At 72.8% G+C, this 20,844-nt stretch carries 14 protein-coding genes and 2 pseudogenes; 9 read left to right on the top strand and 7 right to left on the bottom strand.

What is annotated here, in order from left to right; all coding sequences use genetic code 11:
- Positions 1–546: 546 nt before the first annotated feature.
- Both ACZ4SF_RS34445 and ACZ4SF_RS34440 read right to left on the bottom strand, forming a co-directional pair.
- Entirely contained in the window at positions 547–1,899 is a 1,353-nt protein-coding gene (locus tag ACZ4SF_RS34445) for a serine hydrolase domain-containing protein (RefSeq protein WP_468392358.1), read from the bottom strand.
- 99 nt (positions 1,900–1,998) lie between these two features.
- Positions 1,999–3,171, bottom strand: a complete 1,173-nt coding sequence (locus ACZ4SF_RS34440; protein ID WP_468392356.1) for a cytochrome P450 — start codon at positions 3,169–3,171, stop codon at positions 1,999–2,001.
- A 1,505-nt stretch (positions 3,172–4,676) separates the two neighbouring features.
- On the opposite strand from ACZ4SF_RS34440, the pseudogene ACZ4SF_RS34435 reads away from it, so the two are divergent.
- A pseudogene (locus tag ACZ4SF_RS34435) lies at positions 4,677–5,484 on the top strand (SpoIIE family protein phosphatase); the annotation flags it as partial.
- Positions 5,485–5,736: 252 nt separating this feature from the next.
- On the opposite strand, the gene ACZ4SF_RS34430 reads toward ACZ4SF_RS34435, so the two are convergent.
- Positions 5,737–7,221 (bottom strand): S1 family peptidase, encoded by a 1,485-nt coding sequence (locus ACZ4SF_RS34430; RefSeq protein ID WP_468392411.1) that lies wholly within the window; start codon positions 7,219–7,221, stop codon positions 5,737–5,739.
- Positions 7,222–7,431: 210 nt separating this feature from the next.
- On the opposite strand from ACZ4SF_RS34430, the gene ACZ4SF_RS34425 reads away from it, so the two are divergent.
- The 5 genes from ACZ4SF_RS34425 (at position 7,432) to ACZ4SF_RS34405 (ending at position 14,519) form a co-directional block, all read left to right on the top strand.
- Positions 7,432–7,845, top strand: coding sequence for a PaaI family thioesterase (locus ACZ4SF_RS34425; protein WP_468392354.1), 414 nt, complete (start codon positions 7,432–7,434; stop codon positions 7,843–7,845).
- Positions 7,846–8,298: 453 nt separating this feature from the next.
- On the top strand, positions 8,299–8,517 hold the full coding sequence (locus tag ACZ4SF_RS34420) for a type A2 lantipeptide (protein ID WP_468392352.1): 219 nt from the start codon (positions 8,299–8,301) through the stop codon (positions 8,515–8,517).
- A gap of 101 nt (positions 8,518–8,618) precedes the next feature.
- Positions 8,619–9,425: a hypothetical protein gene (locus ACZ4SF_RS34415; RefSeq protein ID WP_468392350.1), complete on the top strand. Its 807-nt coding sequence runs from the start codon at positions 8,619–8,621 to the stop codon at positions 9,423–9,425.
- 8 nt (positions 9,426–9,433) lie between these two features.
- A complete protein-coding gene (locus tag ACZ4SF_RS34410) occupies positions 9,434–11,656 on the top strand; it encodes an NHLP family bacteriocin export ABC transporter peptidase/permease/ATPase subunit (protein WP_468392409.1) in 2,223 nt (740 codons plus the stop codon).
- Position 11,657: 1 nt separating this feature from the next.
- The gene (locus ACZ4SF_RS34405) at positions 11,658–14,519 is read left to right on the top strand and encodes an NHLP bacteriocin export ABC transporter permease/ATPase subunit (protein ID WP_468392349.1); all 2,862 of its coding nucleotides are present in this window, start codon (positions 11,658–11,660) and stop codon (positions 14,517–14,519) included.
- Positions 14,520–14,532: 13 nt separating this feature from the next.
- Here ACZ4SF_RS34405 and ACZ4SF_RS34400 read toward each other — a convergent pair.
- A pseudogene (locus ACZ4SF_RS34400) lies at positions 14,533–14,619 on the bottom strand (transposase family protein); the annotation flags it as partial.
- Complete coding sequence (locus ACZ4SF_RS34395) at positions 14,619–15,551, bottom strand: hypothetical protein (protein ID WP_468392347.1); 933 nt, start codon at positions 15,549–15,551, stop codon at positions 14,619–14,621. The gene ACZ4SF_RS34395 and the pseudogene ACZ4SF_RS34400, both read right to left, overlap by 1 nt.
- Positions 15,552–15,930: 379 nt before the next feature.
- Here ACZ4SF_RS34395 and ACZ4SF_RS34390 point away from each other — a divergent pair, with 379 nt between their 5' ends.
- Positions 15,931–17,334: an FAD-binding oxidoreductase gene (locus tag ACZ4SF_RS34390; RefSeq protein WP_468392345.1), complete on the top strand. Its 1,404-nt coding sequence runs from the start codon at positions 15,931–15,933 to the stop codon at positions 17,332–17,334.
- Between the two features lie 111 nt (positions 17,335–17,445).
- Here ACZ4SF_RS34390 and ACZ4SF_RS34385 read toward each other — a convergent pair whose 3' ends face one another.
- Complete coding sequence (locus ACZ4SF_RS34385; protein ID WP_468392343.1) at positions 17,446–17,865, bottom strand: DUF4345 domain-containing protein; 420 nt, start codon at positions 17,863–17,865, stop codon at positions 17,446–17,448.
- Positions 17,866–17,953: 88 nt separating this feature from the next.
- Between ACZ4SF_RS34385 and ACZ4SF_RS34380 the strand changes: the two genes are divergently transcribed.
- On the top strand, positions 17,954–18,625 hold the full coding sequence (locus tag ACZ4SF_RS34380) for a TetR/AcrR family transcriptional regulator (RefSeq protein WP_468392341.1): 672 nt from the start codon (positions 17,954–17,956) through the stop codon (positions 18,623–18,625).
- Here the strand turns inward: ACZ4SF_RS34380 and ACZ4SF_RS34375 are convergent.
- A complete protein-coding gene (locus ACZ4SF_RS34375; RefSeq protein WP_468392339.1) occupies positions 18,622–19,449 on the bottom strand; it encodes a ribonuclease BN in 828 nt (275 codons plus the stop codon). The genes ACZ4SF_RS34380 and ACZ4SF_RS34375 overlap by 4 nt on opposite strands.
- A 338-nt stretch (positions 19,450–19,787) precedes the next feature.
- Here ACZ4SF_RS34375 and ACZ4SF_RS34370 point away from each other — a divergent pair, with 338 nt between their 5' ends.
- Positions 19,788–20,834, top strand: coding sequence for an MGDG synthase family glycosyltransferase (locus tag ACZ4SF_RS34370; RefSeq protein ID WP_468392407.1), 1,047 nt, complete (start codon positions 19,788–19,790; stop codon positions 20,832–20,834).
- Positions 20,835–20,844 lie beyond the last annotated feature (10 nt).

Genomic DNA, 20,844 nt, shown 5'->3' with positions numbered 1-20,844 from the left:
AGCGTCCGCCACCGAGCCCCACGGGAGGGCCCCGGCGACCGGAACCGCCGGCCTGGCGACCGGAAGCACCGGGCCGATGGCCGACACACTGGCCCCGGTGACCGGAACCGCCGGGCCGGTGGCCGAACCTCCGTGCCGGTGACCGGAACCGCCCGCCCCGGTGGCCGAATCACCGGCCCGGCAGCCCTTTACCAGTCCCATCGGCCCACACCACGCGGTCCGGCCCGCAGGCCCGGTGATCGGGCCGGTCACCGGACCGATGTTCGCGCCGGTGACGGGAACCTCCAGGCCCGGCCGGTGCCCGGCGGTGCGGCGCGCCGCCCCCGTGGCCCGATGGGCACCACCGGGCCCGCCGGAGTGCCGGACGGACCGACGGCGGTGTCCGCCCGGGTTCGGACCGGCCATCGCTGCCCCACCGGATCCGGACCGGCCATCGCTGCCCACCGGATCCGGACCGGCCGTGGCTGCCCCACCGGATCCGGAACCAGAGCGGCGGCTGCCGGAGGCCGGGCCCGGTGAGCCGGAACCGGTGCCGGTGACCGCGGCTCAGCCGTCGTCGGTACGGCGTGCCGTGCGCCCGGATATCTGCACCCGGTCGACCCGGCCGGTGGCCGGATCGCGGTGGAACCTGCCCCCGGGTTCGAGGCGTCCGGTGGCCGGATCGCGCAGATCGCAGGACAGGTCGGCGTAGCAGACCAGCGGAATGGGCAGGTCCCCGTCCACGGACAGGGCCGGCGTGCCGTCCGGTCCGGGCGCGATGCGGTACGTCGTGGTGCCGTTGCGGTAGGTGCCCGCGCAGCCGGCCAGGTCGACGGGCCGGCCCCGGTCCGCGACTGCCACGCCGGCGGGCACCCGGATGCCGGTGAGCCGGCCCAGTTCCTCGGCGAGGTCGCGCCAGAGCGCCGTGGCGCCCCCGGCGTTGCCCGTGAAGGCGACCACCACGCCGCTCTCCGGATCGGCCCGCAGATGACAGGACGTGCCCTGGGCGTTGCCGTCGTGGCCGCACCAGACACGGCCGTTCTTCCGGTACAGGGCGAGTCCGGGGCCCCAGCCGTCGGCGAGCGTGCCCGGGCGGGCGGCGGTCTCGGGCCGGCGCATCTCCTTGGCGACGGCGGGCGGCAGCAGGTTCGAGCGGCCGGTCAGCGCGTTGCCGAACGCGATCAGGTCCAGTGCGCTCGCGAGCAGCGCGCCGGCCGGCGCCTCCAGCGGCGCCAGGTTCTGCCGGGCCGCAACGGCCTGCCCGGTGGCGGTGTTGACGGCGTGTCCCGCGGCCACCGGACGGACGGGTGCGGCCTCACCGACGAACGCGGTCCGTACGCCGAGGGGTTCGAGGAGCAGCGCTCGCACGGCCTCGTGCCACGGCATGCCGGTGACGGTCTCCACCAGCCGTCCGGCGGCGACGTAACCGGCGTTGGAGTAGGAGAAGTCGGTACCGGGCGTGAACAGCAGGTCGCTGCCGGTGCAGACGGTCGTGAGGTAGCGTGCCGCGCTGGTCGCGGCGGCGGTGTCGGAGTCGGGACCGGTGGGCAGTCCGCCGGTATGAGTGAGGAGTTGACGAATCGTCACCTGAGGCGCTCCGGCCAGCTCGGGGAGGTGCTCGGCTGCGGGTTCGTCCAGGTCGAGGTCGCCGTCGTCGGCCAGGAGCATGACGAGCGTGGCGGTGCAGGGCTTGGTGAGCGATCCCAGGGGGACCGCGGTGCCCGCGGTGAAGGCCGCGCCGGTCGTGACGTCGGCCGTACCGGTGTGCACGGCGACGACACCGGTGCCGGTGTCGAGCGCGAGTTGGGCGCCGGGCACCCGGTGGATGCGGGCGAGGTCGTCGAGGCGGTCCTGTAAGTCCCGGTGTGACAGGGACGGCGTCCGGGAGGCGGCCGGAGCGGCGGGGATGGTGTAGGGCATGAGAAGGGGACTCCCGTTGGATGGGTCTCATGTGCGGGTGTGCCGGTCCGGCCCGAACGAGCGGTGTGAGGCCGGCCGGGGGCGCTGCGTGCGCCTGGGCTACGGTCTGCCGACCTCGACGGGCAGATGCCGTACGCCGATGATGACGGCCGGGTTCTGGTAGGCGATGTCCTCGTAGGAGGGGATCACCATGGTGCGGAATCGTTCATGCAACATGTGAAGAGCGATCCGCGCCTCCAGCCGCGCCAGCGGCGCGCCGAAGCAGAAGTGGATGCCGTGCCCGAAGGTCAGATGCGGATTGGGGTTCCGTGTCACGTCGAAGACGTCGGGTGCGGCGAAGCGGGCGGGGTCCCGGTTGGCGGCGCCCAGATGCGCCATCACCAGCGTGTCGGCCGGGATGTCGTGACCGCCGAGGACCACGGGCCGGGTGACCCGGCGGCCCAGCTCCGGGAAGGGCGGCAGCCAGCGCAGCACCTCCTCGACGGCGGCCGGGATGCGGGACGGGTCGGCGCGCAGCGCGGCGTCCGTGCCGGGGTGCCGGTCGAAGGTGACGACCGCGTTGCCCAGCAGCGCGGTCGTGGTGATGTGCCCGGCCACCAGCAGCAGGGCCACGAAGCCGACCATCTCCTGGTCGGCGAGGCGGACGCCGTCCACCTCGGCGGCTATGAGTCTGCTGGTGAGGTCGTCACCGGGGTTCGCACGGCGGGCGCGGATGTGTTCCAGCATGTAGCCGTTCATCTCGCGCACCGTGGGGGCGATGGCTTCCAGCGCACGTTCCAGGTCGGCCATGTCGGGCGCCTCGCCGAGCTGGTCGCCGCCGAACAGGACGCCCGCCCACTCCTGGAAGAGCCGGTGTTCCTCGGCCGGGATGCCGAGCAGTTCGGCGATCACGATGATGGGCAGCGGATAGGCAAGCGTCTCGACCAGGTCGAACCGGTCGCGGTCGGCGACGTCGTCCAGCAGCCGGGCGCAGACCGCCTCGATGCGGGGGCCGAGTCCTTGCACGACGCGCGGGGTGAAGGCCTGGCTCACCAGAGTGCGCAGCTTGCGGTGCTCCGGCGGGTCCATGCCGACGAAGTTGCCCTGGGTGAAGGTCTCGAAGTCGGACTGGGTGGGGGCAAGGGCGGAGAGTTCGGAGGAGTACGTCGCCGGGTCGGCGAGCACGGTGGCGACGGACTCGTGGTCCAGCACCTGCCAGACACGCTGGGTCTCGTCGTACCGCACCGGCCCGGCCTCGCGTAAGTCCCGCCAGCGGTCTGGTAACTCCTCCAAGAGAAGGCGTTCCCCCGTCGATTGCTTGCTGATCACCATGTCTCCTTGCTAGCTGCCGGCGCGTGCGGGCACGGAGGTTCACGCGCGCAGAGTGTGGCGGACCTGGGCGGTCCGGGGGTCCGGGGCACGGCTGTGCCACCGTTGTCTGGACATCGGACGAGAGCAGCGCGTGGCCTGCGCGGCCCTCCTGGTGGGCGGCGGGACGGTCAGCCGGCGTCGGTCCGGTGCGGGGGTCGGCTCTCGACCCTCAGCACATGCGGTGCATGACCCGGCGGCTGCGCGGCCGGCCTCGGCCCCGCAGCGCGCCCTGTCGTGTGGCGCGCCAACCCGACATCACCCATCCCCTCGGCGATTCCTCCCGCGCAACGATCACGCGGGACCCTCCCGGCTCCTGGACGGACAGCAAGGCCCCCAGCCCCGGCCGTTCGAAGCGAGGTGTGAATATACGCAGCCGTCGCCCATGCCGCCCCACGATTGGCATGATGCGCACCGCGCGACACCTTCGTTTCGATGGAACTCGGCCACAGTCTTCACGGCGAGTCACGTGCAAGCAACCCCCTGAAGTTGAACGGAGCGTACTCTGCCGGTGCTTTTGCGTCACTGCTCGGCCACTTGGCCAGGCTCCCGGGCGGGGGCCTCCGGCCGAACGTCGCACCGCGTGTGCCCAGAGGCCGCATCCGTAAACCGGCCGCGGCGGAAAAGGATGCCGAAGGTGCGCCGGCGGACTCTTCGCCCGTTCCCCGGCCACGTCGAGCCGGCGGTCCGACCGGCTGTTCGAGGGGTTGGCTGAGACCCGTTCTGAACTGGGGTGATGATTCGGCCAGCGAACACTCCGGGGGGCGCCGGCGGCAGCGACGCGACACGCCGTGGGCGGCTCCGGACCGCGGCCGACGCGCCTCGGCCGCCCGGCGCACCGACGCTGCGCGATCGACCGCCTGGGACGCGTGACAACCCGCTCTCCGCACAGAATCGGCCATCCTGGCGCGGCGGGGGCGCACATGAGGCACCCCGTACGAGGCCCGTGCTTCTCCCGTTGAGCCGTGCGCCCCGGCCGACGACCGCGACACGCCGAAGCGGGGCCGACCGTCGCCCCGGCCGCAGGGCCCGCCGGTCATCTGACGCCGGCCGGGCGACCTGCAGGCCCCACCGGACACATGACGCCCGCCCGGCGGCCCAGCACGACCTCACCGGACAGCCGACGCCGACTCGGTGACCTGCAGGATCTCACCGGACAGATGACGTCGGCCCGCTGCCCGCAGGACCCCGCGGACAGATGACATGACACCGAATCGCCGAGTTGCCGGACACGAACGTGCTCGTGTGCCGCCGACGCGGTCCGGCTCACGCCCACGGTGGGCGCCGGCGCACGGAGACGGCCGAACGGGGTATTTGGAAGCATCCGCCGCGCGGGGGCGGGCGCGCAGCCCCATGAACGTTCGCCGTGCACGGAGCGCCGCCGCGAGGGAGTCTTGTCCCCGGGATGCGACGCGCGGCCGGACGAGGAGGTGGTCGGCGTGTCCGACGGGCCGGTGCCGGACGGGCAGCGGCGGCCGACGCGGCGCCGCCGGACCGGCCGGTGCTGTCGCTCGCGCCGCCCACGCTGCTGGAGGAGGCGCACGGAAAATCCGGCGCGGTGTATCTGCTCAGGCCCGACGAACCGGTCCTGGAGATGGCGGTGGGCATGCCGCGAGCGTTCGCGGCGCCGTGGCAGCGGGTCGGGCCGAGCGCGCCGATCCCGGTCGCGGACGCGGCGCGCGAGAGACGGCTGGAGTGGGTGGGCGGGGAGGAGGAGATGACCCGCTGGGCGGGGAGGAGGAGATGACCCGCCGTCATCCGCGCATCGCCGTGGTGCTGCCGTACCCCTTCGCGCTGGCCACGGCGCCGGTGGCGACGGAACGCGCGGTGTACGGCGCGCTGTTCGTGACCTGGCCGGCTGCCCATCCGCCGGAACCGGCGGACCGGGAGCGGCAGCATCTGGCGGCGGCCTGCGGCCGGCTGACGCAGCGGCTGGAGCGGGCCGCGCGCGGGCGAGCCGTCATGGCACGGGCGGGGGCATCCGCCGCCGCTGCTGCGCCGGCTCGACGGGCGGGTGCGGGTGCCGGACCCGGCCGGGGGCCGCTGCTGGGGATCGACGCCCAGGCGGTGTATCCGACGACCGAGGTGGCGCTGGTGCCCGGCTCGGTGCTCGTCCTGTACACCGACGGTCTGGTGGAGCCGCCCGGCGTCGGCATCGGGAACGCGCCGGCCGACCTCGGCGAGTTGCTCGCGGAGATCGGCGAACAGCCGCTGGAGAGCCTGGCGGACGAGGTGGTCCGGCGCAGTGCGGCGGCCGGGGAGCGGGTGGACGACGTGGCCGCGCTGCTGCTGCGGGCGCGACGACGGCGGCTGATCCGCGGGACACCACCGGCCCTTCTCACACGGCCGTTGGCAAGACCCTCCTCGCACGGCCGTGGCCCCGCCCTCCCTCACACGGCCGTGGCCCGGCCCTCCCGCCGGAGGGCCGGGCCGCTTCCCGCCGGCCGGAACCGAGGTGAGGCCGTCGGGGGGTGCGGGGTACCGGTCGGCCTAGTTCGTGCCGGTGAGGGAGGAGGACCCGTCGTGCGCGGTGCCGCTGCCGGACTGGTCGCCGGCCGAGCCGGACGGGTCGGCCGGGTCGGCCGGGTCTGCGCTGCCGCCGGCCTCGTCTCCGCCGGCACCCGCCTGGTCTCCGGCACCCGCGCCGTCACCGGCACCCGCCTGGTCACCCGCACCCGCGCCGTCACCGGCACCGGCACCCGCCTCGCCGCCGGCACCGGCCTGGTCACCGGCACCCGCCTCGCCGCCGGCGCCGGCCTGGTCACCCGCGCCCGCCTGGTCGCCGGCACCGCCCTGCTCGCCGGCACCGCCCTGGCCACCGGCTCCGTTGCCGCCGTCGCCGAGGGTGGCGCCGGTGGCCTGGAGGGCGGTGGTCACGGGCTGGAAGAAGGTCTCGCCGCCGCTGGTGCAGTCGCCGCTGCCGCCGGAGGTGAGGCCGAGGGCGCTGCCGTCCTGGGTGAACAGGGAGCCGCCGCTGTCGCCGGGTTCGGCGCACACGTTGGTCTGGATGAGGCCGGTGACGGTGTCGACACCGTTCGGGTCGGTCTCGCTCTGGAAGTTGACGGTGGCGTCCAGGCCGGTGACCTGGCCGTCGTGCAGCCCGGTGGTCGAGCCCATCCGGAACACGGTCGCGCCGACGGTGGCGTCCGCGGCCTGCGCGATCTGCACGGTCTGGCCGTTGCCGACGTTGACCTCGCTCGGCGCCTGCGTGTTGGGGTCGTTGTACTTGACGAGGGAGAAGTCGCCCTCGCCGGGGAAGGTGGCCTGGTCGACGGTGGCGATGGGCTCACCGTTCTGGGAGTCGGACCACTCCTTGGCGGCGACTCCGCAGTGACCGGCCGTCAGGAAGGCGGGGCTGCCGTCGGAGGCCTTGACGTTGAAGCCGAGGGAGCAGCGGACGTTGCCGCCCTGTGCCTGCGAGAAGATGGCGTCGCCGCCCGACACGAAGGTCTTGAAGGTGCCGGAGGACTTCTTCAGGGTGGCCATGCCGGAGCCGAGGCTCTGCACCGTGGACTGCAGTCTGTTCCACTTGGCGCCGGTGACGGTGGAGTCGGCCGTGACGAGGACCTTGTCGGTACGCGGGTCGACGGCCCAGGAGGTGCCGGGGATGGTCGCCTTGGTCTTGAGCGTCCTGGCGGCGGCCTTGAGTTCGGCGGTGCTGTTCTCGACCTGGCGGACGACCGCACCCGCCTTCTTCGCCTGCACGACGACGTTGTCGTCGCCGTTGACCACGTTGACGACGAGCTGCTGCTTGCCGCTGTCGTAGTAGGACCCGGCGAAGGCCTCACCGAGGATCTTCTCCAGCCGGGCGGCCAGGTCCGAGGCGTCGGCGGCCTTCAGGGTCTTCGCGCCCGCCGCGCCGCTCGCGGTCGCGTCGTTCTGGTCCTGCGATGCGTTGGCGTTGGGCAGCAGGAGTGCCGCTGCTCCGAGGGCCGCGACACCGCCCACCGCTATCGCGGCCTTGCGCTTGGGCATTCGCTTGTGACTCAAACTTCTCGACCTCCTGGGGGCGAGGGTCTGCCGCTGGGGCAGTTCGTATCGGGGGTGGGTATCGCGGCGCCTGGATGGCCGTAGGTACGCACCGGCCGCGTGGTGCGTTCAATTCCGTTTCCCGGCGGGCGTGTCGGAGCGCCGAATCGGCCACGCTCCGCGTGTCGCGGCGGACTGCTGGGAACAATCCGCCCTATGACGATGACCAGCGCCGAAGCCGACAAGGTCCTCTCCGCCAACTTCGCCCCCTGGGTGCTCGATCTCGGGCTGACCGTGGAGGCGGTGGGCGAGGACCGGGCCGTGCTCCGTCTGCCCTGGTCGGACCGGCTGGCCCGGGAGGGCGGCGGGCTGTCGGGACAGGCGCTGATGGCGGCGGCCGACACGGCGACGGTGATCGCGGTGTCGGCGGCCCGGGGCGGGTTCGTGCCGATGACGACCGTGCAGCAGTCGACGTCGTTCCAGCGGGCGGTGACCGGCGCGGATGTCCTGATCGAAGCGGTGCTGACGAAGCTTGGCCGCCGGATGGCGTTCGCGGATGTCACCTTGAGCGATGCCGTTTCCGGTGCGCTCGCCGCGCGGGCGAGCACGGTCTACGCGATTCTGGGCTGACACACACAGCTACCGGTCGGTGACGGTCAGCTCCGGACACGAAGCGGAATCCCTCCTTCAGGGAATCTGCACATCCAATACCCAGCCACGTCACCGGCGACAGCGGATCTGCACATCCGCGCGCCCCCTGCGACGCCTTTGGCGAGAAGTGCCGGATTCGCGATCCCGTGGGCAAGGCACCCGGCGCGACGATGCCGTGCGGCATGTGAAGGAGTCGCCGACGTGACGTGCACACACCTGCACGGATGAGCCCCTTGGCGAGTCAATTGCCCAGGTGAGGGGCCTGGTTGATTGGAAGCGCGCCCCGCGTGCGTGCTTTGATCCATCGCACCGCGGGGTCCGGCGGGCCTCCGGAGACGGATGCCCGGCGCCCGCGGTCGGCGGCCGTCCGTCTGTCCCCAGAGGGGGCCGCTCTCCCCCTTGTGAAATATCCATACGAAGGGAAGTTCCACCATGAACTCCACCCCCCAGGTCGAGACCGTCGAGATCTCGGACGCCGAGCTGGACAACGTCTCCGGCGGCCTGTCCGTGAACACCCTCAACAGCACCCTCGCCACCGTGAACGAGGTTGCCCCGGGCGTCACCGGCCTGGTCAACACGGTCGTCGGCACCGCCGAGGGCGTCTCCGGCCTGAACACCTCCCCGATCAACGGCGTCGTCGCCGGTCTCTGATCGCACCCCGGTGTCACCGAAGTCCCGGAGCCGTCCCTCGGCTCCGGGGCTCTCGGATGCCCTGAAACAGTTGCGTCTCTCCCACAGGTGAGGGAAGTTCCGTGCAGTTCCGCCAACAGGCCCTCGCCAAGCTCCAGTCGCCGGAGGAGCTGGACCTTCCGGTGCGGCTGGCCCGCCCGCAGGGCTGGCTCGCGCTCGGCGTCACCGTCGTCGTCATGGCGGCGGCCTCCGTGTGGGCCGTGACCGGTTCGGTCGCCTCCACGGTGAGCGCGCCCGCCATCCTCACCCACGGGCAGGGCAGTTACCTGCTCCAGAGCCCGGTGTCCGGCCAGGTGACGGCCGTCCTCGCCCGGCAGGGCGACCGGCTGCCCGCGAACGCCCCGGTCCTGAAGGTCCGTACGGAGCAGGGCGATGCGGTGGTCCGTACCGTCGCCGCGGGCCGAGTCACCACGCTCGCCGCCACCATCGGTCAGATCATCCGGACCGGCGCCGGTGTCGCCGCCGTCGAGAAGACCGCCCACGCGTCCGACCCCTTGTACGCGACGGTGTACGTGCCCGCCGAGAACGCCGCCGCCATCCCGGCGCACGCCCCGGTCGACCTCACGGTGTCCTCCGTACCGACGCAGCAGTTCGGGGTGCTGCGCGGCGAGGTGAAGTCGGTGGACCGCAGCGCGCAGTCCGCCCAGTCGGTCTCCGCTTTCCTCGGCGACAGCCAGCTCGGCGAGCAGTTCACCCGCAAGGGCCGCCCGGTGGCCGTCCTGGTGCAGCTCGACAGGTCACCGGCCACGAAGAGCGGCTACCGGTGGTCGACCACCGACGGACCGCCGTTCCGGCTGGACTCCATGACCCTCGCCACCGGCTCCGTCCGGCTCGCCGACCAGCGTCCTCTCGATTGGCTGCTCCCGTGACCCCACCAGTGGGACAGACCCACGGCACCCGTGGCCGCAGACGGGCGGCTCCCGCGAAGCGCCCGGTCCCCAAGTCCCGCAGCGGCACGGTCCGTACCCCCACCGTGCTGCAGATGGAGGCCGTCGAGTGCGGCGCCGCCTCCCTCGCGATGGTCCTCGGCCACTACGGCCGGCACGTCCCGCTGGAGGAGCTGCGCATCGCCTGCGGTGTCTCCCGCGACGGCTCACGCGCCTCCAACCTCTTGAAGGCGGCCCGCAGTTACGGCCTGACGGCCAAGGGCATGCAGATGGACCTGACCGCCCTCGCCGACGTCCGGGCACCGGCCATCCTCTTCTGGGAGTTCAACCACTACGTCGTCTACGACGGCATGGGCCGCCGCTTCGGCCGGCGCGGGGTCTACATCAACGACCCCGCCAAGGGCCGCCGGTTCGTTCCCATGGAGGAGTTCGACGGCAGCTTCACCGGTGTCGTGCTGCTGCTGGAACCGGGTGACGGCTTCACCAGGGGCGGACGCCGGCCGGGCGTGCTCGGCGCCATGCCGGCCCGGCTGCGCGGCACCGCCGGCACCCTCCCGGCGGCGGTGCTGGCCAGTCTGCTGCTGGTGGTGGTCGGCGCGGCCCTGCCGGCGCTCAGCCGCACGTACATCGACATGTTCCTCATCGGCGGACAGACCTCGCTGCTCGGCGTGCTGTTCGCCGCCATGGCCACCTGTGTGCTGCTCACGCTGGTGCTGACCTGGCTCCAGCAGGCCAACCTGCTGCACGGCCGGATCATCTCCTCCACCCTCTCCAGCGCCCGTTTCCTGCGCCATCTGCTGCGGCTGCCGGTGACGTTCTTCGCCCAGCGCTCCCCCGCCGACCTGGTGCAGCGCCTGCAGTCCAACGACCAGGTCGCCGAGACGCTCGCCCGTGACCTCGCGGCGGCCGGCGTGGACGCGATCGTGGTCGTGCTCTACGCGGTCCTGCTGTACACCTACGACCCACAGCTCACGTTCGTCGGCATCGGCGTGGCCCTGCTCAACGTGGTGGCGATGCGCCTCGTCGTACGGCTGCGCGCGACCCGCACGGCGAAACTGCGCGCGGACACCGCACGGCTGACCAACACCTCGTACACCGGTCTGCAGCTGATCGAGACCATGAAGGCGACCGGCGGCGAGGACGGCTACTTCCGCAAGTGGGCCGGACAGCACGCGACCACGCTGGAGGAGCAGCAGGGGCTCGGCGTGCCGAGCGCCTGGCTCGGCGTGGTCGCGCCGACGCTCGCCACTCTCAACAGCGGGCTGATCCTGTGGATCGGTGGCATGCGGGCGGTCGAGGGGCACATCTCGGTGGGTCTGCTGGTGGCGTTCCAGGCGCTGGTCACCCGCTTCACCGCGCCGCTCACCCGGCTCAACGGCGTGGCGGGCCGCATCCAGGACTTCGCGGCGGACGTGGCCCGGCTGAAGGACGTCGAGAACTTCCAGGCCGACCCGCTCTACGCCCGCCCGGGCGGGGGCGACGCGACCCGGCGGCTGCACGGGCACGTCGAGCTGGAGAACATCACCTTCGGCTACAGCCCGCTGGACCAGCCCCTGCTCACCGGTTTCGACCTCAGCGTCGGCCCGGGGCAGCAGGTGGCGCTGGTCGGCGGCTCCGGCAGCGGCAAGTCCACGGTGTCCCGGCTCATCTCCGGCCTCTACACGCCGTGGGACGGGGTGATCCGCATCGACGGACGGCGGCTGGAGGACATCCCGCGCGGTGCGCTCGCCGCGTCCGTCTCCTTCGTGGACCAGGACGTGTTCCTCTTCGAGGGCTCGGTCCGCGACAACGTGGCCCTGTGGGATCCGTCGATCCCCGACGAGGCCGTGGTGGAGGCGCTGAGGGACGCGGCCCTGTACGACGTGGTGATGCGCCGGCCCGGCGGCATCCACAGCAGGGTCGAGCAGGACGGCCGCAACTTCTCCGGCGGTCAGCGGCAGCGCCTGGAGATCGCCCGCGCGCTGGTGCGCCGGCCGAGCATCCTCGTGCTGGACGAGGTGACCAGCGCGCTGGACGCGGAGACCGAGCTGGCCGTGATGGACAGCCTGCGGCGGCGCGGCTGTGCCTGTGTGGTGATCGCCCACCGGCTGAGCACGGTCCGCGACAGCGACGAGATCGTCGTGCTCCAGCACGGCACGATCGTGGAGCGCGGTCGGCACGAGGAACTGGTGGCGCGCGGCGGCGCGTACGCGGCGCTGGTCAGGGAGCGGTGAGATGACGACTGTGCAGGAGGGCTACGGCGGCGACCTCGTCCTCGGTGCGCTCGGCTCGCTGGGCACGCGGCTGGACTGCGCCGGCCTGAGCCGCCTGGACCTTCAGGGCCCGCAGGTGCTGTGGCTGGTCGCGGACGGCGCCCTGGACCTGTTCGCGGTGGACGCCGCCCAGCAGGGCCACTGGCACCACCTCGGCCGGCTGGAGGCGGGCACCCTGCTGCTCGGCCCGGTCGCCGGACCCGAGCACACGCTGGTGGCCCGCCCGGTCCGGGACTGTGTGGTGCACCGGATCGGCCTGCGCGAGCTGTACCAGCCGGCCGACACCCAGACCTGGTCGTACGACGAGTACGGCAACCCGCAGTACGTGCCGCCCGCTTCGAGTCCGCTGGAGTACGCGCTCGCGCTCGGCGTCGGCCGCGGTCTGTCCGTCCTGTTCCAGGCCCCGCTGGCCGAGGAACGGGGCGAGATGCCCGGGGGTAGCCCCGCGCGAGCTCGTTCGAGCGTGGGGGAGGACGACGACGTCTTCTGGATGCAGGTGCCGCCGGGCAGCGCGCAGTACGGCTCCCTGTACGGCGCGGAGGCCGCGGCCGATCTGCTGATGGACCCGGCGCTGTGGCAGAGCATGGTCGACCAGCAGTACCGGCTGCTGACCGCGCTGGACCGGTGGATCGAGCAGCTGGAACGCACCCACGAGACCCGGACGGCCGCCGGGATCAAGGCCGGTGAGGCCGTGCGGGCCCAGGCCGACCAGACCCTGCTGGCCTCCATCGGCAAGCGCTCGGCCCGCCGTACGACGGCAGCCGACGCCGACGCGACCTACGCGGCCTGCACACTCGTCGCGGAGGCCGCCGGGATCCGGCTGGCCGAGCCCGCGCAGAGCGGCACCGAGAGCGACCGGCTGGACCCGGTGGAACGGGTGGCGCTGGCTTCGCGGGTGCGCACCCGGGCCGTACGCCTGGACGGCCGCTGGTGGCGGGAGAACGTGGGCCCGCTGGTCGGCCACCGTGCACTGTCCGGAGCGCCGGTCGCACTGCTGTGGCGGCGCGGCGGCTATGTGGCCGTGCACCCCGGCACCGGCCGGGAGACGCCGGTCGAGAAGGCGAACGCGGAGGAGTTCGAGCCGCGCGCGGTGATGTTCTACCGGCCACTGCCCGACAAGCGCCTCGGACCGCTCGGGCTGATGCGGTTCAGCCTGCGCGGAACCCGGGGCGACCTGCTGAACCTGCTGCTCGCCGGGCTGGTGACGGTGGCGGTCGGTGCGCTGGTGCCGATCGCGACCGGCAAGGTGCTCGGCGAGTACGTGCCGAAGGCGCAGGAGGACCTGATCGTCCAGGTGTGCCTGGCCGTGATGGTGAGCGGGGTGGTCGCGGCGGCGTTCACGCTGCTGGAGAACCTGTCCATCCTGCGCCTGGAGGGCCGGATCGAGGCGGCGCTGCAACCGGCCGTGTGGGACAGGCTGCTGCGGCTGCCCACCCGCTTCTTCACCCAGCGCTCCACCGGTGAACTGGCCAGTGCGGCCATGGGGATCAGCGCGATCCGCCGGATGCTGGCCGGCGTCGGCCCGGTGGTCGCGCAGTCGGTGACGGTCGGCGCGATGAACCTGGGTCTGCTGCTGTGGTACAGCGTGCCGATGGCGATGGCCGCGATCGGGATGCTGGTCGTCATCGCGGCGGTGTTCGGGGGGCTCGGGCTGTGGCAGGTGCGCTGGCAGCGGCGGCTCGTGGTGCTCGGCAACAAGCTGAACAACCAGGCGTTCCAGACCTTGCGCGGGCTGCCCAAGCTGCGGGTGGCGGCGGCCGAGAACTACGCGTACGCGGCCTGGGCGCGGGAGTTCGCGCACAGCCGGGAACTCCAGCAGCGGGTCGGCCGGATCAAGAACCTCACCACGGTCCTCGGCACGGTCTACCTCCCGGTGTGCACCCTGCTGATGTTCATGCTGCTGGCGGGCCCGGCCAGGGGCGCGATGTCCGCTGCGGACTTCCTCGCCTTCAACACGTCGGTGACCATGGTGCTGACCTCGGTCACCCAGCTGACCGGCGCGTTCGTCTCGGCGGTGGCGGCGCTGCCGCTGTTCGAGGAGATCAAGCCGGTCCTGGACGCGACACCGGAGGTGCGCACGGCCAGCACCCCCCCCGGCCCGCTGTCCGGTGCCGTGGAGGCCCGCCGCCTCTCCTTCCGGTACGCCGACGACGGCCCGCTCGTCCTGGACGACGTGTCCTTCGCCGCACGGCCGGGCGAGTTCGTGGCGGTCGTCGGACCGAGCGGCTGCGGCAAGTCCACCCTGCTGCGCCTGCTCATCGGCTTCGACAAGCCGGTCTCGGGCAGCGTGCTGTACGACGGCCAGGACCTCGCGGCCCTCGACCAGTCCGCGGTGCGCCGCCAGTGCGGGGTGGTGCTCCAGCACGCCCAGCCGTTCACCGGCTCCATCCTGGACGTCATCTGCGGCACCGAGCCGTACACGCCGGAGGAGGCGATGGCGGCGGCCGAGCTTGCGGGGCTGGCGGAGGACATCAAGCGGATGCCGATGGGACTGCACACGATCGTCGCGGGCAACGGCGCGATCTCCGGCGGCCAGCGGCAGCGGCTGATGATCGCCCAGGCCCTGATCCGGCGGCCGCGGATCCTCTTCTTCGACGAGGCGACCAGCGCCCTGGACAACGACACCCAGCGCATCGTCATCGACAGCACCCGCAAGCTGAACGCCACCCGCATCGTCATCGCACACCGCCTGTCGACCGTCCTGGACGCCGACCGGGTCATCGTGATGGAGGACGGCAGGATCGTCCAGCAGGGTGCCCCCGCCGAACTCCTCGCGGACACCGGGGGCAGACTGCACGAGCTGGTGCGCCGGCAGCTGGCCTGAGACGTGCCGGGTCGGCTGCGGTCTTCGATGTCCCGAACAGCGGGGCGAGCCGGCGCAGGGTCAGGTTGGTTCGCCAGTAGGCCAAGACCAGGGCGGGTCTCAGGCCGCGGGGGTTCGTGGGCGTGAACCGACGAGTGTTCGCAGCATGGTGGCGCCCGCGACGACGGCTGCTAGATGCAGCACCGCGGCAACGGCGGGATTCTCCGGCGGGGTGGCGTCGGCCGGGTGGACCAGCGCAACCACCAGCGTGAGTGGCAGTTTCCAGCCGCTCCATGCGAACAGCGAGCCTGACCCGAGCCAGCCGATGGCCAGCAGGAGCCGACGGGACAGCCGGGGAAGACGAGCCCGGGCGAGCACCCAGAAGGCGGCCGCACCGGAGAGCGCCCAGAACGCGCCCAGGCCGGTCAGCACATACCCGTTGGCGTCCCGCTCGGCCGGGCGCGAGACTCCCAGCGTGCCGCCGACGGCCCAGTAGAGCCAGACCAGACCGACGACGGCCGCGACGACAGCCGCCCATGGCGCACCGGCACGGGTACCGTTCCCGACTCGCCCGGTGAATGCGTCCGGCCATCGGCGACGCAGGTAGGCGGGCAGCGCGACGGCAAGCCCCAGCCCCATCCCTGCAAAGCCGAACTGGACCAACGCGGCCTCCCAGCCGGGCATGGCGGCTTCGTCGCCTCCACCGTCCCCCGAGCCGCCGCGCTCGGAATCCAGCAGCGTACTGAGCACGGTGTACGGAAGGACCGATACAAGGAACCCCGACCCTGTCCAGGCACAGAACGTCACCAGCCATCCCGGTATCCGCATCCCCCAGGGCCTCACCAGTGCGAGCGCCAGCGCGATCCCGATCCCCGCCATGCCGATGGTCACCGTATTGAGGAGCACCCACCCGGCCTGGTCGAAGCCTTCTCCGGTCGGTGTCACACCGAGAAGCGAGCCGACCACCCAAGACACCTTGATCAACAAATACGGTGACAGTGCCAGTGCCGCCCCGTATGCCGCGCAACGCCCGACCCGATCCCAGCGTTCCACCCCGAAACCGCCTCTCCCTCGACAGGAATCCCAGCCTCGGGCCTCCCCCTGCGCGCGCACGTCCCCCGCCGGGAGTGTTCTCCTCCACCGCCCGACGGAGTCCGCCCTCGTCATCCGGGCCGACCGAGCGCGCGGGCGTCCTACCAACGGCTCACTCGCCGGAGCAGGCACACACTCCGCCGCTGCATCGGGTCATGAGGCCCCGCCCGCGCACATGTCCGGGACAAGCTTCAGCCGGGCGGGCAGCCGGACTTCGCGTCCCTGGCGGTACCTGACCGGACCGATCGGGCCGGACTCCGCCGCGATGCAGGGGTGTCCGCCGCGGCATAGCGTGTAACGAGGAGCAGCTCGCCTTGCGCGCCCGGGAGAGGTGAGGCCCATGCCGAACGAGCGGACAGAGGCACGCGAACGGTCCCTGGCCGAACGGCTCCGGTCCTCACTGCGCGGCGAGGTGATCGACCGCGGTCACCCCGGTTACGACGAGGCGCGGGCCGTATGGAACGGGCTGATCGACCGCCGGCCCGCGGTGATCGCCCGGTGCGCCGGGACGGCCGACGTCGTCGAGGCGGTGGCGGCCGCGCGCGAGCACCGGCCGGTCGTAAGCATCCGCGGCGGCGGGCACCAGGTCGCGGGGAGCGCCGTGTGCGACGACGGCCTGGTGATCGACCTGTCGCTCATGAAGGGCGTACACGTCGACCCCACGGCCCGCACCGCGCGTGCCCAGGCGGGCGTGACCTGGGGCGAGCTGGACCGTGAGACCCAGCTGCACGGGCTGGTCACGCCTGGCGGGGAGATCTCGGCGACCGGGATCGCCGGTCTCACGCTCGGCGGCGGCCTCGGATTCGTGATGCGGACGTTCGGGCTGAGCTGCGACAGCGTCCGCTCGCTGGAGCTCGTCACCGCGGACGGCAGGGTACGCACGGCGAGCCGGGACGAGGAGCCCGACATGTTCTGGGCGGCGCGCGGCGGCGGCCGGGGTCTGGGCGTGGTCACGTCCTTCGAGTTCGGCCTTCACGCGCTCGGTCCGGAGGTGGCCGGGGCGCTGGTTCTCCATCCGTACGAGCGCGCCGAGGACGTGCTGCGGGCCTGGCGGGACGCGACGTGCACCGCGCCGGAGACGGTCACGCCGGAGCTTCTGCTCTGGAGCGTCCCCGCCGACCCCTCGATCCCGCAGGAACTGCACCGGTCGAACTGCGTGATGGTCGGCGCCGTGTACGGCGGCCCGCCGGGCGACGGCGCCACCGCCGCGCTGGCGCCGCAGCGTGAACTGGGCCCGCCGCTCATGGACCTGAGCGGAACGGTGCCGTACGTCACGCTGCAGAGCGCGAACACGTGGCGGTTCCCCGACGGCGAACGCTACTTCATGAAGTCGCACTTCATGGAGGAACTGACGGACGAGGCCATCCGGACCCTGGTGGACTGGGACTCCCGGCGGCCGACTCCGGAGAGCCTGATCGTCATCCGCACCCTGGGCGGCGCTGTGGCGCGCGTGGGCCCCGACGACAGCGCGTTTGCGTACCGGTCCGCGCGCTACAACGTGAGCATCGACGCGGGCTGGCGGGACCCCGCGCTGGACGAGGCCGCGATCGGGTGGGCGCGCTCGGCATGGGACGCGATGAAGCCGTTCTCGAGCGGCGGGACGTACGTCAACTTCGCCGGGCTCGGCGAGGACGCGAGCGAGCTGCGGGGCGCGGTCTTCGGCTCGCACGAGGAGCGTCTCGAGCGCATCCGCGCCACGTACGACCCAGAGGGGCTGTTCGCGCTGGCCGCGCGCAGGCCGTGATTTTCCGGGGGCGGGAGGTTCTGCCGGAGGGCTCCACGGTGGGCCGTGCTCGCGGCCGTACCAGCGGTCGCACCCGTCGGTGCAATCCGAGCACGGCCGCGTGAGGGCGTCCTACGCGGCATGCCGGCTCGGCTGCGTCTGCTCGCCGCTGCGCCGTACTCCTTCCTCCGCGTCGGCCAGCCAGAAGAAGACCGGCGGCAGGCCGAGTTCGATCACCGCGAGGGCGATCTGGAACCCCTGCGGCCGGCCTTCGACGGCGAACGAGAGCAGCCGGCCCGCCCCGCCCAGCAGAAACACGCCGGCCAACCACCGCACGGCCCGGGCCGGGACGGGCCGCTGCCGGGCGGCCCAGAGCCAGGCCAGTCCGTAGCCGGCGAACGCGGCCCCCATGAACCGGCCCCAGCTGTCGACCGTCGCCCCGGCGGAACTCGCGCCGGGGATCGCCGCGTTGCCGAGCGCCACGTGGAACACACCGATCACCACGCAGGCCCAGCCCATGAGCTGGGTGAGTGCCCGCAGAGCCCTTGCCATGTTGCCTCCGACGCCGCGTCAGGTGCTGGTTGACATGTGTCTACTAGACTGGGAGCGCAAGTAGACACATGTCAAGTAGTGTGGGCGCGTGCCTTCCCGTCAGCGCCTCAGCCCCGCCGAGCGCCGCGCCCGGCTCCTCGCCGTCGGAGCGCGGCTCTTCGCCGCACGTCCCTACGACGACGTGCTCATGGAGGAGGTCGCCAGAGAGGCCGGCGTCTCCCGGGCCCTGCTCTACCGCCACTTCCCCAGCAAGCACGCCCTCTTCGCGGCCGTCTATCAGCAGGCGGCGGACCAACTGCTCGCCGACACGCGGCTCGACCCCGCCGACTCCCTGGTCGAGCAGCTCGTCCAGGGCATGGACGTCCACCTCGACTACTTCGTGGCCAACCGAAACGCCGTCCTGGCCGCCAACCGGGTTCTCGCGGGCGACCCGGTGATCCAGTCGATCATGACGAACGAGCTGGACGCACTCCGTGCCCGGCTGCTGGCCGCGCTCCCCCTCGCGGACGACGACGCCCGCGCGGCGGTGTCCGCCGTCCTGAAGAGCTGGCTGGTCTTCGTCCAGGTCCTGTGCGTCGACTGGCTCACCCGGGAGACCTGCACCCGCACCCAGCTCCGCGACAGCTGCGTCGAAGCCCTCCTCGGCGCCCTGCGGCCCCTGCTCCCCGAGGACCCCGCCGGCGAACGGCCGCCCCAGCGGCCCGGCACGGGCGCCTCGTCCGGCCCCGGGGCCGCAGGACGCGGTCCAGGAACGGTCTAGGAGGCCTCTGCCTCGTCACTCGTCCGGTCCGGCTCGTCGTGAGGGTGGGGCATCCAGTGATGTTCGGTGAACCAGCGGCCGAAGAGGGCACCGCCGTAGATCACGAAGCCGACGCCGATGAGCCAGGACTCGACGACGAGCACGGTGCCGACGGCGCCGTAGCTCAGGGCGTTGGTGACGATGAGCGGGGTGAAGACGAGGTAGGAGAACGCCCGGAGACCGGCCAGACCGATGACGGTGGCCAGCGCGCCCGGCAGCAGCGAGCGCCAGTGGACCTGGCCGCCCAGCAGGAAGCGCTGCCCCCACCAGAAGAAGAGCACTCCGCTCAGCGCGGACACCGCGATCCGCTGGTCGCCGTGGAGTGCCGTCTTGGTCGCCACCTCCTGGTAGAGGTACGCGGTCAGCACCACCAGCCAGGTCGCCTGCCGCCAGACCCGGTGCCATGGGCCGGACGCCAGGCCCCAGATCCTTTCGTAGGCGTTCTGCACGCTGCCTCCGAAGGCCACGCCGAAGACGGCGAGCAGCACGCCGCTCCAGACGCTGGTGGTGCCGATGACCTTGCGCGGCGGGCTGATGACGTCGGTGATGACATGCTCGGACCGGCCGGACAGCCCCATGCCGTCGGTGAGCCAGGAGGCGAAGCCGCCCCGCACCAGGGGATCGGCCGCGGCCACCACGATCAGCAGCGGCGCCAGCGTCACCAGGGCCAGGGTGGCGAACCCCATAGCCCGGTGCATCAGCTCCAGCTCGCGTCCGTGCTCGAACAGGGCCTGGACCCGCAGCCACTGCCAAGCCCGGTGCAGGCCGCGCCGCAACCGCCCCACGGCTCCTCCCGTGCTCGCCGCCCACCCGCTCTCGTGTGCCGATGCATCCAGCCTGGCACGCGCCGGGCAACTCGCAGCCGGAAGGCGGGCAGCGGCGGGGGTGCCCTGCTGCACACGGGTGAAGATCCGGTCCGTCCGGCGGGGCAACGTCGTCCCGCCGGCCGCGCCCCGGCGGCCGGCGTCACCGGCCGGGCCGAAGCCACCGGGTTCGCCAGGGGGCGACACGGCCCGCGGGTGCGCTGTTTGCGTGCCGCGTCGGCGGAGAATCGGAGTCCGTGCACAGCACCGAGGAAGAGCCGCCGGGCGGCCGGCGACGGACGCTGATCGTGAGCGCGAGCATGGGGGCCGGCCATGACACGGTGGCCGCAGAACTCGCGCGGCGGGCCGCGGCCCAGGGGCACACGGCCCATGTCGTGGACGTCCTGCGGCTGCTGCCGTACGGCCTGGGCACGGGGCTGCGCCGCGGATACCAGGCGTCGGTACGGCATCTGCCCTGGGTCTACGCCGGTCTCTACGGCGCGTTCCTGCGCGAGGGTCCCGGCCCCCGTCCCAGTGGGGTCCCGCTGGCCCGGCTCGCCGGGGACGGGCTGACGGACCTGGTGGACGAGCTGGACGCCGACGTGGTGGTGTCCGTCTTCCATCTGGCCGCGCAGCTGACCGGGCATCTGCGGGCCGAGGGCCGGCTGCGGGTGCCGAGCGCCGTCTTCCTGCTCGACTTCGCGGTGCACCGGCAGTGGCTGCATCCGGGCAACGACCGGTACCTGTGCCTCACGGACGCGGCGGCGGCCGAGGTGCGCCGGGCCGTGCCGGTACCCGTGGTGACGACCGGCCCGGTGGTCGCGCCCGCCTTCCGCGCACCGGCCCCCGGGGCAGTCCGCTGGCGGGAGCGATTCGCGCTGCGGGCCCCGGGCCGCCCGCCGGTGCTGCTGTCCGCCGGCGCGTGGGGAGCGGCGTCCCGTCCCGCTGCCACCGCCCGGCTGCTGGCGGGGGCCGGCTGGTTGCCGGTGGTGCTGTGCGGCCGCAACGAGCGGCTTGTGGCCCGGGTCTCCCGGGAACCGGCGGCGGTCGCCCTGGGCTGGGTGGACGACATGCCGGGCCTGCTGGCCGCCTGCCACGCGCTGGTGGACAACGCCGCCGGGCAGACCGCCGTCCAGGCCCTCGCCGCGGGACTGCCCGTGATCGGTCACCGCCCGTTGCCCGGCCACGGCGCGGACGGCGTACGCCGCATGGCCGACCTCGGCCTGTCGGAGCCGGCCGAGGACGGCACCGCTCTGCTGGACGCGCTCGGCCGGCTCGCGCAGGACGGCCGGGAACGCGCGGACCGGGTGGCCCGCGGCCGGGCACTCTTCCGGCGCGACGCGATGGAGTACCTGAACGGGCTGTGAGCCGGCCGGC

It is taken from the genome of Streptomyces sp. NPDC027663, assembly GCF_055566415.1.
This window is presented reverse-complemented; position numbering and strand designations above follow the sequence as displayed.